Raw genomic sequence first — 16,077 nt, forward strand, 5'->3', positions numbered from 1 at the left:
TCGGTGACGAGAAGCGCGGGGGGCGGCTACGCCACCCGTAGCCGGACGCCGGCGGATGCCGGCATCCCGACGGTCCCCGTGGAACGAGGCAGGCAGGTTGGGCCCCCGGAGCTCTTCGCGTCGCTGCGCCATGCGCACGCTCGCGCCCCTCATCGTCGCGTTGTCTTCCCTTCTCCTGCCCGCCGCGGTCTCCGCGCAGGTCGACCTCGTCCTCAACCTGACCGACAGCCCTGATCCGGTCGTCGCGGGCGGGGTGATCACCTACTCGGTCACGGTCAACAACGACGGCGCCACCACCGCCACCGGGGTGCAGTTCACCCTGGACATTCCTGCCAACGCCACCTGGCAAGGTTTCACCGGCGCAGGCGTCTCCTGCTCGGGCGCGACGATCGGCCAGGCCGGTCCGGTCACCGTGACGTGCTCGCTCCCGAACCTGGCCAACGGGGTCACCGCCCCCTTCACCGTGCAGGTGGGCTCCACGGCCTCCGGCTCGGTGGTCATCCAGGCGCAGACGAGCGCCAACGAAGCCGACGCCCAGCCGGGCAACAACAGCGTGACGGAGACCACCACGGTCACCGCCGGCGCGAACCTGTCGCTCTCGTTCACGGGCCCCGCCTCCGCGGCGTCCGGGGGCAGCCTGGCGCACTCGATCACGATCGCGAACGCCGGTCCCGATCCCGCGACCTCGCTGGTGCTCCAGTTCCCCGTCCCCGCCGGCCTGGTCCAGACGGGCTCGCTGCCCTCGGGCTGCACGCTCTCCGGGGGCACGATCACCTGCACCGTCGCTGGGCCGATCGCGTCCGGGGGCACCTTGGTGGTGGGCCCCTTCACCTGGCAGATCTCGGCGGCGTCCGGGAGCACCGTCGCAGCCTCCGCGTCCGTGGCCGTGAGCGGGAGCGCGCCGTTCGGGACGCCGCAGGATCCGGATGCCTCCGACAACAACGCGGTCCTGAACACGACGGTATCGGCCGGGAGTGACGTCCGGATCGTCGTGACCCGTAGCGTGGCAGGCCCGTACTTCGTGGGAGGCACCCTGGGCCTGGTGCTGACCGGCAGCTACACGGGCGACAGCCCCGCCAGCCTGTCGATGGTGGACGTGGTGCCGGCCCAGTACACCATCGACACGGGCTCCTTCAACCTCTCCCAGAACGGCTGGACCTGCGCGGTGTCCGGGCAGCAGGTGACCTGCACCCGGGCCGCGGGAGGGGTCGCGGGCGCCAACCAGTCCCTCGGCTCGGTCACCATCCCGGTGGTCGTCGCCGCGGCGGGCAACCCGGTCGCCAACTCCGCGACGATCTCGGCCGGCTCACCGGCCGACCCCGACCTGTCGAACAACACCGCCGATGACGGCGGGGCCAACCTGCAGGATCCCGCGGCCGACCTCCAGCTCACGAAGACCGCGCCCAATCCGGCGTTGGTGGTGCAGGGCGTCCCGTTCGATTTCACGGTCAGCGTGCGCAACAACGGTCCGAGCGTCTTCTCCGGCACCCTGGTGGTCACCGACGCCGTGCCGACCGGATTGACCGTGGACTCGTACACGCTGAACGGCTGGACCTGCACTCCCGCCGCTCCCGTGGCCGGGGCGGCCAGCATCGACTGTGAGCGCACCTACACGGTCGGCTCTCCGCTGGCGTCGGGGGCCAGCACGCCTTCGATCACGTTCCGCACGACCGCGACCACGACCGGTCTGCTGACCAACAACGCCACCCTCTCCACGCTGAACCCGAGCGTCAGCGATCCGAACGCGGCCAACAACACCGCCAGCGCCTCCGTCACCTCCAGCATCGTCGCCGCCTCCGCCGACCTGACGGTGGGGAAGACCGTGGACCTGGCATCGGTCCCCGCCGGCGAGGTGCTGACGTACACCGTGGAGATCGTGAACCTGGGTCCGACCGCGGCCGGCAGCGTCACGCTCACGGACAATCTGGGAACGCTGATCAACAACAGCGTCGGGGCCACGGGCTCCGGCTACGTCGGTCACACGATCACGGAGAACGTGGCCGGGCCTGGTGGGGTGACCTGCTCCACGACCTCGACCAGCAGCACGAGCCGACGCCTCACCTGCACCATCCCGAACCTCCCGGTCTGCACCGCAGGGGTGGACTGTCCCACCGTCGACGTTGCCATCCGGCCCGGCGGCAACGGGGGCAGCCGGTCCAACACCGCGAGCGTGGTCTCCTCCGCCACGGCCGATGGGAATACGGGCAACAACAGCGGCAGCGTCACGAGCACGGTGGAGGCCCGAGCGGACGTCACCGTCACCAAGACCGCGACCCCCGATCCGACAGCGGCCGGCCAGGAGGTCGTCTACGTCGTCACGGCACGCAACAACGGCCCCAGCCAGGCCGCCAACGTCACGGTGACCGACGACCTGCCGCTGGACATGGTCTTCGTCTCGGCGGCGCCGTCCGCGGGGTCCTGCAGCACGACGCCCACCGCGAACACGGTCACGGCGCCCGGGAACCGGCAGGTGGTGTGCAATCTCGGAAGCATCAACAACGGCGCTCAGCGGACGCTGACGATCCGGGCGAAGCCGACGAACGTCACGCGCGGCACGACGTTGACGAATGCGGCCAGCGTGAGCACCACCACGATCGAACCCGCGGTGCCCGGCCCCGCGGACAACAGCACCACCGCCGACGTCTCCGTCAGCAATCCCACCCTCGACGTGCTGGTCAACAAGTCCGACACGTTCGATCCCATCGCGGTCGGCGATCCCACCGACTACACGATCGTCATCACCAACGTCGGCCCGTCCGATGCCGAGAACGTGGTGATCACGGACGTGCTTCCGGCCGGTGGCTTGAGCTATCAGTCCGTGACGTTCCCGGCGGGGAGCTGCAGCAGCACGCCGGCACCCAATACGATCGGTGGCACGGTGGTCTGCTCCATCGCCCGCCTCGGTGCGGGTGCGTCGGCGACCCTGACGGTGGGGATGCGCGGGGAGACGAAAGGCGTCTGGAACAGCCCGGTCTCCATCGCGACCGACGAGACCGCGCTCGGCTTCGAAGACGCGTCCAACAACACGTCCGACGAGAACACGACCGTCCGTACCCGCGCCGACATGGAGGTCGTGAGCGTGGTGGCGGCGCCGAACCCGGTGGCCGTGCGGCGCCCGTTCGCCTGGACGCTGCGGGTGCGGAACAACGTGGGCGCCGGCCTCGCGGAAGCCGACAGCGTCGAGGTCGCCGACAACCTGCCCGCCGGTCTGGAGCTGACCGCCACGCCCACGGTGGCCGTGGTGTCCGGCACGACCACCGCCGCCACCTGCACGGGTGCCGCAGGTGCGACGAGCTTCACGTGCGACCTGGGCACCGTGAGCAACGGCGGCGAGGTGGACATCACCGTCCCGGTCCGCTCCACGAGCGTTCCGGTGGGCGGGACCGCCACGAACTCCGCGACCGTCAGCACGTTCTCGCTGGATGTACAGCCCGCGAACGACACCGGGTCGGGCCCCGTCACCATCCAGGGCTCCAGCCTGGCCGGCGTCGTCTTCCGGGATTTCAACGCCGATGGCGTCCAGGATGGGACCGACACGGGCATCTCCGGCGTCACCATGACGCTCACGGGCACCGCCTTCGATGCCAGCGCGGTCTCCCGCACCACCACCACCGACGGAAGCGGCGTCTACACCTTCTCCGACCTGCCGGAGGGCACCTACGCCGTCCAGCGCGGAACGGTCAGCGAGCCGCACCTGGTGGTGGGGCAGCAGACGGCCGGAAACCGGGGGGGCAACGCGGCGGTCGTGGGTCAGATCTCCGGTGTGGCGCTTCCCGAGATCGATGCGGCCACGGGCTATCTGTTCGCGTTCGTGCCGCAGGCCCGGGTCGGGATCGCCAAGCGCGTCGCCACCGGCCCGACCGTCGCCGCGGACTCCAGCTACACGGCGGAGATCCGCCTGCGGGTGCAGAATCCCTCCCTGGAGGATCTGACGCTGGTCGCGGTCACCGACCCCCTGGCCGGGGCCGCGCCGGCGTTCGGCGCGTTCGTGGCCGGAGGGGCGGCCGCCGTGCTGGCACCGGGGCAGTACACGATCCAGGTCGCGCCGGCCTTCGTGGGAGCCTGTGCCGGAGGGGTGGCCAATGCCGGGTTCGACGGAGACGGCACGACCGGAGTGGCGACGGTGGCGACGCTGCCGGTCGGTGCTACGTGTGAGCTGTCCTTCACGCTGCGCTTCCAACCCCTCGTGCCGCTCCCGCCGGGAGGCTACGAGAACCAGGCGCGCGTGGACGCCACGGGCGCGCTGTCGGGGCAGACACCGAGCGACCTCTCGCAGGATGGCGCCGATCCCGATCCCGACGCCGACGGCGATCCGACCGACAACGATACGCCGACGCCGCTCACGCCGACCCTCGTGGCCGACGTCACCACCACGGTGACGCTGTCCGGCACCGGGAACGCCGGCTCCACCACCACCGGTGCCGTCCTCTTCACCAACCAGGGGCCCTACGCGGCTGCCTCGGTGACGTACACCCTGACCCTGACGGCCAACCTGTCCGGGGTCACGTTCTCCAACCTGCCGACCGGGGCGACCGCGGTCTACGACCCGGGCACGGGTCAGGTCACCTTCGGGGCGATGCCCGCATCCCTGGACGCGGCCCAGATCGCGTCCGGGGACGGCACGACGCCCATCGGATTCAGCTACACGCAGCCCCCGTCCGGCACCAGCCAGGCGAACAGCGCGATCGGCACGAGCACGAGTCAGGGCGTCAACGCCGCTCCGGACTCCGACGCGGACGTGCGGGTGGGCGTGGGGTCCGCCGCCGTGGGCGCGGCCAAGAGCGGGAGCATCTCCGGGACGGTCGTCTCCTACGACCTCACCCTCGAGAACCTGTCCTTCTCGACGGCCAACTCGGTCTCGGTCCCGGAGGACCTTGACGCCGTCTTCGGGGCGGGCAACTACACGATCGTGCAGGCCCCGACGCTGACGACGTCACCCGCCAGCGGATCACTGACGCTGAACCCCGCCTGGACGGGGACCGGAGCGGCCACGGATCTGATCGATCAGACGACACCGCTCGCCAACACGCTGGCCGTCGGAGACGTCGCCGTGATCCGCTTCCGGGTACGGGTCGACAACGTCACCGATCAGGGCCACGGGCTCGGCGTCTTCCACAACCAGGTGACGACCTCTGCATTCGCGCCGGGCGCCGTCGGGCCCTACACCGACGTCTCCGTGGACGGCACGGATCCCGACGCCAACAACAACGGCACCGCCTCCGACGATACGTCTCCGACGATCGTCGCACTGGGCGCCGATGCGACCATCGGTGTCGCCAAGGCGGGCTCGATCGCCGGCGACACCGTCACGTACGAGCTGAAGCTCGTGAACACCGGGAACGCCGTCGCCGACTCGATCCAGCTCACCGACGATCTGGACGCCACCTTCGGTGCGGGCAATCATCAGGTGCTCGCGCCGCCGGTGCTCGTGTTGGCCCCGATGACGGGCACGCTGACGCTGTCGAACAGCTACAGCGGCGCCGGAACGTCCACCAATCTGCTGGCGGCCTCACCCCCGGCCGCCAACACCTTGCCTCCGGGGGACAGCGCCGTCGTGCGCTTCCGCGTGCAGGTGACCAACGTCACCGATCGAGGCTTCGGCCTGGGCGTCTTCCACAACACCGCGGCCACGCGGGCACGGGGGCCCGGAGCGGCCGGCCCGTACACCGATGCGTCGGTCGATGGCGTCGCGGTCGATCCGAACAGCAACGGGGATCCCACGGACGACACCAGCCCGACCATCGTGACGCTCCCCGCGGACGCCACGGTGGGCGTGGCCAAGAGCGCGCAGGTGAGCGGGCTCGCGGTGACGTTCCAGATCCACCTGGAGAACACGGGGAACGCGGTGGCGAGCGCCATCTCGGTCACCGACGACCTCGATCTCGTCTTCGGCGCGGGGAACTACACGCTCAGCGGTCCACCCACGTTCGTGGTGGACCCGGGCAGCCTGACGCTCGACGCCGGCTACACCGGCTCGGGCGGAGCCACCGAGCTGATCGACCAGACCACTCCCGGTGCGAACACCCTCGCGCCCGGCGCCCAGGCCGTGATCCAGGTCGGCGTGACGTTGACCACCGTCACGGACCGCGGAAGCGGGTGGGGCATCTACGCCAACACCGCGCGCACGAGCGCCCTGGGACCGGGAGGGACAGGTCCGTTCAGCGACGACTCCCAGAACGGGAGCGCGGTGGACCCCGACGGGGACGGTGATCCCACGAACAACTCGGTGCCGACGCCAGTGGTGATCCAGCCCGCCGACCTGGGGGTCACCAAGTCGGGGCCGGCCACCGCCCAGCTGGGCGACACCATCACCTACGTGATCACGGTCACCAACGGCGGACCGGGCACGGCCGTCGATGTCGCCATCCAGGACGTGCTTCCGGGTGGCGTCACGTTCGTGAGCGCCACGGGTGGCCCTACGGTGTCCGGCAGCACGCTCGCCTGGCCCTTGATCGGCCAGATGGCGTCCGGCGCGGTGGAGGTCCGTGAGGTGAGGGCCCTCGCCTCCGCCATCGGGACCTGGGAGAACGTGGCGCGGGCCAGCTCGCCCACGCTCGACCCCAATCCGTCCAACAACAACGGGACGGCGGCGGCCAGCCGCTCCACCGTGGTGGTGGACGAGCGCGGGGCGGACCTCGTGGTGGGCAAGACCGGTCCCACGACGGCCTACGCCGGCGACACCGTCGCCTATGTGATCACGACGCGGAACGACGGGCCGGCCGACGCGGAGGCCGTAGCGATCACGGACTCCCTGCCGGTCGGCGCGGTGTTCGTCTCCGCCAGCCGCGGCGCCACCGCCACCGCGGGGCGCGTACGCTGGCCGCTCGTGCCGCTGCTGACGGCGGGGGCCGGCATCACCGACACCGTGCGCATCCTCCTTCCCCAGGAGGGCAGTTGGGAGAACATCGCGTCGGCGTCCAGCGACAATCCGGATCCGGATCCGACGAACAACGACGGGTCCACGCCCGCGCAGCGCGTGACCACGGTCACGCAGCGCATCGACGTGGCCATCGAGAAGCGACTCACGACCCCCATCCTGGCGGTGGGCGGGACCGCTACCTACGAGCTGGTGGTCTCCAACGTCGGCGCGGTGCCCACGCAGGGTCCGGTGACGGTCGTCGACACGCTGCCGGCCGCCCTCGCCTGGCAGAGCGCCGAAGGGCCGGGCTGGACCTGCGGTGCGGCCGGCCAGGTCGTGACCTGCACCCTGCCGGGGCCGCTGACACCCGGGTCCTCCACGACGATCACGCTCGTCACACGGGTGACGGGCACGGCCGGTCAGGCCGTGCGCAACACGGCCACCGTGACGACCCTGGGAGACACGGGCGGCGCCGGCAACAACGCGGGCACGACGTTGCCCGCCGAGATCCAACCGCCCGGCGCGCTCGAGCTCGAGAAGCGGGCTTCGGCGGCCGAGGCCGAGATCGGCGACGTGCTGACGTACGATCTGGTGCTCCGCAACGTGGGTGCGGGGCCGGTCGCCGCGGTGACGCTCTCCGACCGGCTCCCGACCGGCTTCTCGCTGGTGGCGGGGTCCGTCCTGGTGGACGGACAGCCGGTGGCGGATCCGCTCGGGGCCCCCGGGCCCCTGCTGGAGCTGCCCCTCGGAGATCTCATGGCGGGCGGGCTTCGCCGCATCGTCTACCGCGTGCGGGTGGGGGTGGGGGCCGAGCTCGGCGACGTCATCAACCGCGCGCGCGCCACGGGCGCCGGTGGCCTGGCGGCGAGCAACGAGGCCGTGGCGGCCGTGGGTCTGCGCCGGGGCGTCTTCACCGACGAGGGCCTGATCGTCGGGCGCGTCTGGGTGGACATCTGCGCGTGCGCCGCAGACAGCGGGACCGCGACCGGCGAGGACGTTCTCGGCGTTCCCGGTGTCCGTGTCTACCTGCACGACGGCACGTCGGCGATCACCGACGCCCAGGGACGCTACTCGTTCGATGGGCTGCAGCCGCGCCACTGGCTGGTGCGGGTGGATGAGCGCACGCTGCCTGCCGGCATGCGGTTGGACGCGCTGACGGCACGCCACCTGGCCTCGGGATCGAGCAAGCTGGTGGACCTGACGCGCGGCGAGATGGCGCGCGCCGACTTCGGCGACCGCACGGCGACGGTCGCCGTCGTGGCCGAGGCGCGCGCGCGCGCGGCGCTCGGGCCGGTGCCGGACGTGGCGCTCGCGGACGCCAGGGCGTTGCGCGCCGGAACGGAGTTGCGGCGAGCGCCGGCGCCCTGGGCCGCGGGCGCGCTCCGCACGCCGTTCACGTCCACCGTGCCTCCGCGTCCGGCGTTGTTCGGCCTGGCCGCGCCGAGCGCGGCGAGCCCGGTACCGGGCGGTGCCGATCAGGCCCTGCTGGCGCCCCTGTTCCGGCGTCCGGGCTCCTCGTCCGGGATGGCCTTGGACCCGACCGCCGACCGCCATGGCCGCACGTCCGCCACGACCGGTCCGGGCGCAGGGCGGGAGCGGCTGGGCGTGCTGCTGATGGGATTCGTGCAGGGCCGGATCGACTGGCGCTCCCTGAGCGATGGGGAGCTCCTCACACCGGGCGTGCGCGACCGGTTCCAGGAGGCGCTGGTCGAGTTGTCCCAGACCAGCGACGACGGTACCCGCATGGCCGGAGCACGGGTCGCCGCCTTCGCGACGGGAGATGTCGGGGATGGATGGCAGGCCACGGTCCGGGTCGACACCGAGACGGATCGGGGTCGCCGCTTCTTCAACGACATCCGACCGGACGAGCTCTACGACGTGTTCGGCGACGCTGCGCCGCACCTGTTCGAGGCCCAGTCGAAGGGTCGGGTCTTCGGGGCCCTGGCGCGCGGAGACTCCTACGCGCTCTACGGGGACTTCAACACGGCGTCCTACGACCCCGCCTCCCAGCTCGGACGCTACGCGCGCACGCTGAACGGCGCCCTGCAACAGTACTCGTCGGACCGTGTCGCGCTGCGCACCTTCGCGAGCCGCGATCGCTTCCAGCAGCGGGTCGACGAGATCCCGGCCCTGGGCATCAGCGGACCCTACGCGCTGAGCCGGACGGACGCCCTCCTCAACTCCGAGCGGGTGGAGTTGGTGACGCGGGACCGGACCCAGCCGGGCCTCATCCTGGACGTGACGCCCCTACAGCGGTTCACGGACTACACGATCGAGCCGTTCACCGGGCGCCTGCTCTTCAAGCGGGCGATTCCCTCGGTGGATGAGCGGCTGAACCCGATCAGCATCCGCGTGACGTACGAGGCGGAGGGCGGTGGTGCACGTCACTGGGTCTTCGGCGGGGAGGGACGCTTCAGCCCCACCGAGCGCCTGAGCGTCGGCGGCAGCGCCGTCCGGAGCGACGATCCGGTGGGCCGCTATGACCTGGCCTCCGTGAACGCCACGCTGGGCCTGGGCGCAGGCACCTGGCTGTCGGGTGAGCTGGCGCGGTCGGACAGCGCGGCCGTGTTGGAGGGCGCTGCTGCCCGGGCGGAGCTCTTCCATCGCTCCGACAAGGCCGAGCTGCGGGCGTTCTACCTCACGGCCGACTCGGTCTTCCGCAACCCGAGCGCGGGCGTGGCGTCGGGGCGCACCGAGATGGGGGTGAGTGGAAGAACGCTCCTGGGCGCGCGCACGGCGGTGTCGGCGGAGCTCATCCGCTCCGAGGATCAACGCACCGACGGTGTGCTCACCGGTGGTCGACTCGCAGTGGCGCGCAAGCTGAGCGAGCGTTGGAGCGCAGAGCTCGGCTTCCGGCATGCGACCGAGGAGCGCGCGGCCGTCGCGGAGAGCCTGGGTGTGGTACCCAACGACGTCAACGCCATCGGGCTGCGCCTGGAGTCGGCGTGGGCGGAGCGGGGAACCCTCTTCGCGGAGTTCGAACAGGACGTCCAGACCGCCGATGCCCGCCGTCTTGCCGTCGGGGGTGACCTGCGCGTGCTCGACCGGGCGCGTCTGTACGCGCAACACGAGCTGCTCTCCAGTCTGGCCGGGCCCTGGTCGCTCAACGGAATGCAGGAGCGGAATCGGACCGTGTTCGGTGTGGCCGCCGAATACCGTGAGGGACAGAGCGTCTTCTCCGAGTACCGGCTCGCCGACCGCCTGAACGGGCGGGAGGCCCACGCGGCGATCGGGCTGCGCAACCAGTGGACGCTACGCGAGGGCGTGCGCGTCAACACCACGTTCGAGCGGGTGGCGCCCGCCGCGTCCTCCGTCACCGGTCCTGCTCTGGCCGTCACGGGCGCGTTGGAGTGGGCCACCAGCCCGCTCTGGAAGGGCTCCGTACGAGGCGAGCTACGGACGACGGAGACCACGGACCAGGTCCTGGGCACGCTGGGCTTCGCCCGTCGGCTGGGTCGGAACACGACCCTGCTCGCCCAGAGTGCCCTCACCAAGGTTCTGGATGGCGGCGCGTTCTTCGAGCGCACGCGCCTGGGCCTGGCCTACCGAGGCGAGAGCCGCACGAGCTGGAACCTGCTCGCCCGCTACGAGCACCGCACGGACGAGGATCCGTTCGCTGCGGGAGGTGCGCTCGACCACCGTGCCCATGTGATCTCCAGCCACGTCAACGTGCGTCCCACCGAGCGCGTCACCACGCGCGCCGAATGGGCTGCGAAGTTCGCCACGGATCGATTCGGTCCGGTGGAGAGCGAGCTCTCCGCCCAGTTGCTCGCGGCTCGCGCCACCGTCGATCTGACCGGTGGTCTGGACCTCGGAGGCATCGCACGGACGCTGTTCGACGGGACCCGGCGTCAGCACGGTCTGGGCGTGGAGCTCGGCGTGCGACTGTCGCAGGACCTGCGTCTCGCCCTGGGCTACAACGCGTTCGGCTTCCGCGACGACGACCTGGCGCTCGACCAGTACACGGACAGGGGCTTCTTCGTGGATCTGACGTGGCGCTTCGACGAGAGCACGTTCGGGTTGGGTGAGCGGGGTGGACGCGTGGGCGAGGACACGTCCGTTCGCAGCCCCGTGGACGCGCGCCGATGCGACTGCGCGGCCGGGGCGCCCGCCGCCGCGCGCCCCGCCGCTCCGGTCCCGGCCGATACGGCCGCGGTGGAGTCCATCCGCAGACCTCTGCCCCCGGCGGATCCGGAGCCGGAGTCACCGGCGCCGGCGCAGCTCGTGGTGCCGAACGTGGTGCATTTCGCGTTCGATCGCGCCGATCTGGATGCCGTCAGCAAGGGTGTGCTGGATCAGGTCGTGGACGTGCTGGCCACCTACCCGGACGTCACCGTGGCCCTCTACGGCCACACCGATGTACGCGGCTCCGACGCCTACAACGTGGACCTGGGTCGGCGCCGCGCCCGCGCCGTGCGGGAGTACCTGGAAGGCCGAGGAATCGCTGCCGATCGCCTCCGCGAGGCATCGCGCGGGGAGAGCGAGAACCATCTGCCGGCCACGGAGGAGGTGGGGCACGCGCGGAACCGCAGGGTGGTGCTGTTCTACTTCACGCCCGACGGGATCCGCATCGAGACCCGGCGGCAGGAGGCGGATCTGAAGGTGCGGGGCGGTCTGTAGGAGGTCGGGGCCTGATCGAGGTGCCTCGTGGCTGGAGAGCACGCCGTGTCCTACGACTCGAACTCCCCTCTGCGGACCCGCAGCTCGAGAACGTCGATCGTATCCAGGAGCGCCGTGAAGGCTTCGCCGAACTCCGTGAGATCGTACTCCACGCGAGGGGGAACCTCGGGATAGCTCCGGCGCGTCAGGATGCCGAACCGCTGCATCTTGCGGAGCCGCTGATTCAGCACCTTCGCGGAGATCCCGACGCACGCACGTTCCAGCTCACCGGGCCGCCGCGCACCGCCACGGATCGCCGCCAGCACGGCCAGGGACCACTTGCAGCCGACGATGCTCTCCACCATCGCCGCCACCGGCGCATGCCCGACCGGTGGGATGTCCTGTGAACCTGCTCCCATCGTGCCACAATCCTTACCGTTCGGAACGTACCCGACCGATCGGTACCCGGTTGATCGTCTGCGGCGCCAGCATACCGTGGAGACCAGCCGGAGGTCCAGGTGGACCCCCGGATCCGTCCCGATCGGAGGATCCATGAAGACCCGAGCGACGTTCTACCATGCGGGCTGTCCCGTCTGCGTCTCTGCGGAGGAGACCTTCGCGCGCAGCCTGGATCCACAACGCTACGAGGTCGAGGTCGTGCATCTCGGTGAGCAGCGAGGACGCATCGCGGAAGCCAGCCGAGCAGGAGTGGAGTCGGTCCCTGCGCTCGTGATCGACGCGAAGCCCTATCACATCAACTTCGGCGCTTCGCTCTCGGATCTCGGCTGAGTGGACGGTGGGGCCGGAGGATCGGCCCCACTACCGCCGCTCCCGCTCCGGCGCTTGCGAGAACCCACGCAGCGCAGCCAGCCACTGCCGTGTGAGGATCGCCAGCACGCGCTCCCCCTTCTCGCGCGTCGCGAGCGTGGGATCCCCGAAGAGGCCGGTCTCGGAATATTCGGGGTCGTCGGGGTCCCGCGAGAACAGCCCGGGCTCGTAGCCGGGGTATCCGCGCGGCGTCAGGTCGCCGTAGTCCTGGACCGCCCGGTCCATGTGGACCAGATCGGGCTGCAGGAACAGGTGGATGGACGTCTCCAGCTCGTCCGCGTGCCCGCCCGCCGTCTGTTCGGCGATCGCGTCCACCTCGTCCGTCTCCAGGTCGTTCCAGGAGAGCACCAGGACGGGGATGCCGTACTGGACCCGCAGGTCGCGCGCGACCATGGAGATGGGCAGACCGGTCGCCATGGAGATGCCGGTGTTCAGGAACACGATCCGGCGCGCGCCCTGCTCGGCCACCGACTTCGCGACCTCGTGGACGTACCGCCGGAAGACGTCGGGATCGGCCACCTCGGTGCCCGGGAAGGCCCGGAACGCGGGGAACCACCCGTGCAGGATGGGCGGCGCCACCAGGACGTCCGTCGAGTCCACGGCCATCTGCATCAGGTACTCGAGCACACGGGCGTCGGCGTTCATGGGCAGGTGCGGCCCGTGTTCCTTCGCTCCCCCGCCGAACGGGATCACCACCAGTGGCGCTTCGCGGATGCGGACCTCGGCTTCGGGCCAGGTCAGCTCACCCAGGTGGGCGCCGCGGGTCTGGGCCATCGACGGAGCGCTGCACAGGGCCAGTGCGACGCAGGCGGAGATCGCAGACGAAGCGAAGGCGGCGCGCATGGGTCCTCCGGTGGATCGAGGGGGATCAGGCCCGGCGCCGAGGTCGGCCCGGGCCGGCCCGGAGCGCGGGTGTCGTCTTCGGCCCGCTCCAGGATGCCGAGGCGTCGCTCCGTCGCGAATCTACGACTTGATCCCAGGAAGCCGCACCGGCCCATCCAGCCACCCACGGACGCCGTGGGGCTGATAGGGCGCCTCCAGCTCCGCGCGCTCCTCCTCCGTGAGCTCCAGATCCACGGCCGCCACAGCGGATTCGATGTGCGCGACCTTGGTGCTGCCCACGATGGGGGCAGCCACGTTGGGCTGGGCCAGCAGCCAGGCCAGGGCCACCTGGGCGGGCTCCACACCCCGCCGCTCCGCCACCCGCACCGTGGCGTCCACCACGTCCCAGTCCGACGGGTGATCGTAGAGCTGATCGGCAAGCACGCCGTCGTCGCCATCCCGCGTGGTGGTGTCGTGGCTGCCGCGCTGGCGCTTTCCGCCGAGCATGCCCCGCGCGAGCGGTGACCAGGGGATGACCCCCAGGCCCTGGTCCACGCAGAGCGGGATCATCTCCCGCTCCTCCTCGCGGTAGACCAGGTTGTAGTGGTTCTGCATGCTCACGAAGCGGGCCCAGCCACTCCGCTCCGAGACGGACAGCGCCTTCATGAGCTGCCAGGCGTACATGGAGCTCGCCCCCAGATAGAGCACCTTGCCCTGGCGCACGAGCTGATCCAGCGCCTCCAGCGTCTCCTCCACCGGGGTGTCGTAGTCCCAGCGGTGGATCTGGTACAGGTCGATCTTCTCCACGCCGAGGCGCTTCAGGCTCGCTTCGCACGACTGGATGATGTGCTTGCGGGAAAGGCCCACCTTGTTCGGGCCGTCCCCCATGCGGAGGCGCACCTTGGTGGCCAGCACCACTTCATCCAGGCGCGCGAACTCCCGCAACGCCTTGCCCGTGATCTCCTCGCTCACGCCGATCGAGTAGACGTCGGCGGTGTCGAAGAAGTTGATGCCCAGCTCCACGGCGCGGCGGAAGTGCGGCAGCGCATCCTCCTCCTCCAGCACCCAGTTCCGCCACTGCTTGCTGCCGTAGGACATGCAGCCGAGCGCGATACGGGAGACGCTGAGCCCGGTGCTGCCGAGACGCGTGTACTGCACGGAGACCTCCTCGGGTGGAGCGACTACGGCCGCGCCAGGGCGGCGTGACGGAAGCAGCCCACCTCGTGGTCGTTGACCAGTCCGGCGGCCTGCATGAAGGCGTACATGGTGGTGGGACCCACGAAGCGGAATCCGCGCTGCTTGAGTGCCTTGCTCAGCCGACGCGAGTGATCCGTCGCGGACGGTGCGTCCCGGTAGGAGCGCAGACCGCTCTGCAGTGGGGTCCCCTCCACAAAGGACCACACGAACGCATCCAACGAGCCCATCTCGTCCTGGATGGCGGCCACTCCCTTCGCGTTCGCGATGGTCGACTCGATCTTGCCCCGGTGGCGTACGATGGCCGGGTTCTGCAGCAGGCGCTCCACGTCGCGCGCGGTCATGCGTGCCACCCGGTCCGCGTCGAAGCCGTGGAAGGCTGCGCGGTAGCCCTCGCGCTTCTTCAGGATGGTGGACCAGGACAGCCCGGACTGGGCGCCTTCCAGCGTGATCATCTCGAAGAGGTGCGCGTCGCCGTGGACGGGCACTCCCCACTCGCGGTCGTGGTAGTCCTGGTCCAGCGGACCGGCGCTCGCGACCCAGCCGCAGCGGATCCGTTCCGCCGGCTCAGTCACCGAGACAAATCCCCTGCGCACGGGCCGTGGCGATCACGTCGCCGCCGAGGGGAACGCGCTTCAGCTCGCGGATGGCGTCCACGATGGGCACGGCCTTCACCTCGGGAGGGTCCAGCGCCACCATGCAGCCGAAGTGCCCGTCCGCGATCATCTGCACCGCGGCGGCGCCGAACCGGAGCGACAGGAGGCGGTCGTAGGCGTTGGGGTGGCCGCCGCGCTGCAGGTGACCGAGCACGAGCGACCGGGTCTCCCTGCCGGTGTGCTCGGCGATCTGGCGGGCGAGCCGTTCGGCGATCCCCCCGTAGCGGTCTGCGGCGTCCGGACGGCCGGTCTCGATGAAGACGGCGTCCTCGTTGAGGGCGCGGGCACCCTCGGCCACGGCCACGATGGCGAAGCGGCGTCCCCGGGCGTAGCGGTCCTCGATCGACGCGCAGACCCGGTCCAACCGGTAGGGGATCTCGGGGATGAGGATCACGTCGGCGGTGCCCGCCATTCCCGCGAAGAGCGCGATCCAGCCGGTGTGGCGGCCCATCAGCTCCACGACCATCACCCGCTCATGGGCCTCGGCCGTGGAGTGCAGCTTGTCCAGCGCGTCCGTGGCCGTATCCACCGCCGTGAAGAACCCGAAGGTGGCCGCAGTAGCGGCGAGATCGTTGTCGATCGTCTTGGGGACGCCCACCACCTGGAGCCCGAGCTCGTGCAGCCGCTGCGCGATCTTGAGCGAGCCGTCCCCGCCGATGGCGATCAGCGCGTCCCAGCCCCGCTGCCGGAACGCCTCGACGATCTCGGGGGTGCGGTCGCGCTTGACCACGGACCCATCCGGCTGGCGCTCCGGCCACTCGAGCGGGCTGCCCCGGTTGGTGGTGCCCAGGATCGTACCGCCGAGGTGGGTGATGCCGCGCACGGCCTGCCGGTCGAGGCGCACCACGCCATCCCCGTCCCCGTCCAGCAAGCCGTTGTAGCCCTTGTGGATTCCCCAGACCTCCCAGCCGCGGCGGATCGCGGACAGGGTGACGGCGCGGATGACGGCGTTCAGGCCGGGAGCGTCACCGCCCCCGGTGTTGATCGCGATGCGCATGCTGGGCCTGGGCGAGGGACGAGCGTAGGAACCGAGGGGGAGAATAGAACGCCTGACCCGCGCCCGTTCAACGCGACGGGTCTCCTCTCCGATGGTCAGGCCCGGCCGCGGCGGAGCACACG

At 70.8% G+C, this 16,077-nt stretch carries 7 protein-coding genes; 2 read left to right on the forward strand and 5 right to left on the reverse strand.

What is annotated here, in order from left to right; translation table 11 throughout:
- Window positions 1-130: 130 nt before the first annotated feature.
- Complete coding sequence (locus R3E98_13550; GenBank protein MEZ4424428.1) at window positions 131-11,479, forward strand: SdrD B-like domain-containing protein; 11,349 nt, start codon at window positions 131-133, stop codon at window positions 11,477-11,479.
- A gap of 50 nt (window positions 11,480-11,529) precedes the next feature.
- Here the strand turns inward: R3E98_13550 and R3E98_13555 are convergent, their stop codons facing one another.
- The gene (locus tag R3E98_13555) at window positions 11,530-11,877 is read right to left on the reverse strand and encodes a winged helix-turn-helix transcriptional regulator (GenBank protein MEZ4424429.1); all 348 of its coding nucleotides are present in this window, start codon (window positions 11,875-11,877) and stop codon (window positions 11,530-11,532) included.
- A gap of 133 nt (window positions 11,878-12,010) precedes the next feature.
- On the opposite strand from R3E98_13555, the gene R3E98_13560 reads away from it, so the two are divergent.
- The gene (locus R3E98_13560; GenBank protein ID MEZ4424430.1) at window positions 12,011-12,247 is read left to right on the forward strand and encodes a thioredoxin family protein; all 237 of its coding nucleotides are present in this window, start codon (window positions 12,011-12,013) and stop codon (window positions 12,245-12,247) included.
- Window positions 12,248-12,277: 30 nt separating this feature from the next.
- On the opposite strand, the gene R3E98_13565 is transcribed toward R3E98_13560, so the two are convergent.
- From R3E98_13565 to R3E98_13580, 4 genes are all read right to left on the reverse strand, one after another.
- Complete coding sequence (locus tag R3E98_13565) at window positions 12,278-13,129, reverse strand: creatininase family protein (protein MEZ4424431.1); 852 nt, start codon at window positions 13,127-13,129, stop codon at window positions 12,278-12,280.
- Between the two features lie 120 nt (window positions 13,130-13,249).
- Window positions 13,250-14,266: an aldo/keto reductase gene (locus tag R3E98_13570; protein ID MEZ4424432.1), complete on the reverse strand. Its 1,017-nt coding sequence runs from the start codon at window positions 14,264-14,266 to the stop codon at window positions 13,250-13,252.
- 23 nt (window positions 14,267-14,289) lie between these two features.
- The gene (locus R3E98_13575; GenBank protein MEZ4424433.1) at window positions 14,290-14,856 is read right to left on the reverse strand and encodes a DNA-3-methyladenine glycosylase I; all 567 of its coding nucleotides are present in this window, start codon (window positions 14,854-14,856) and stop codon (window positions 14,290-14,292) included.
- Window positions 14,857-14,869: 13 nt separating this feature from the next.
- A complete protein-coding gene (locus tag R3E98_13580) occupies window positions 14,870-15,955 on the reverse strand; it encodes an ATP-dependent 6-phosphofructokinase (GenBank protein MEZ4424434.1) in 1,086 nt (361 codons plus the stop codon).
- Between the last annotated feature and the right edge of the window lie 122 nt (window positions 15,956-16,077).

Source organism: Gemmatimonadota bacterium (assembly GCA_041390125.1).
GTDB lineage: Bacteria > Gemmatimonadota > Gemmatimonadetes > Longimicrobiales > Gaopeijiaceae > JAGQIF01.

Coding starts and splice junctions, on each gene's coding strand:
- R3E98_13550 (MEZ4424428.1), top strand. CDS start 131: ATGCGCACGCTCGCGCCCCTCATCGTCGCGTTGTCTTCCCTTCTCCTG.
- R3E98_13555 (MEZ4424429.1), bottom strand. CDS start 11,877: ATGGGAGCAGGTTCACAGGACATCCCACCGGTCGGGCATGCGCCGGTG.
- R3E98_13560 (MEZ4424430.1), top strand. CDS start 12,011: ATGAAGACCCGAGCGACGTTCTACCATGCGGGCTGTCCCGTCTGCGTC.
- R3E98_13565 (MEZ4424431.1), bottom strand. CDS start 13,129: ATGCGCGCCGCCTTCGCTTCGTCTGCGATCTCCGCCTGCGTCGCACTG.
- R3E98_13580 (MEZ4424434.1), bottom strand. CDS start 15,955: ATGCGCATCGCGATCAACACCGGGGGCGGTGACGCTCCCGGCCTGAAC.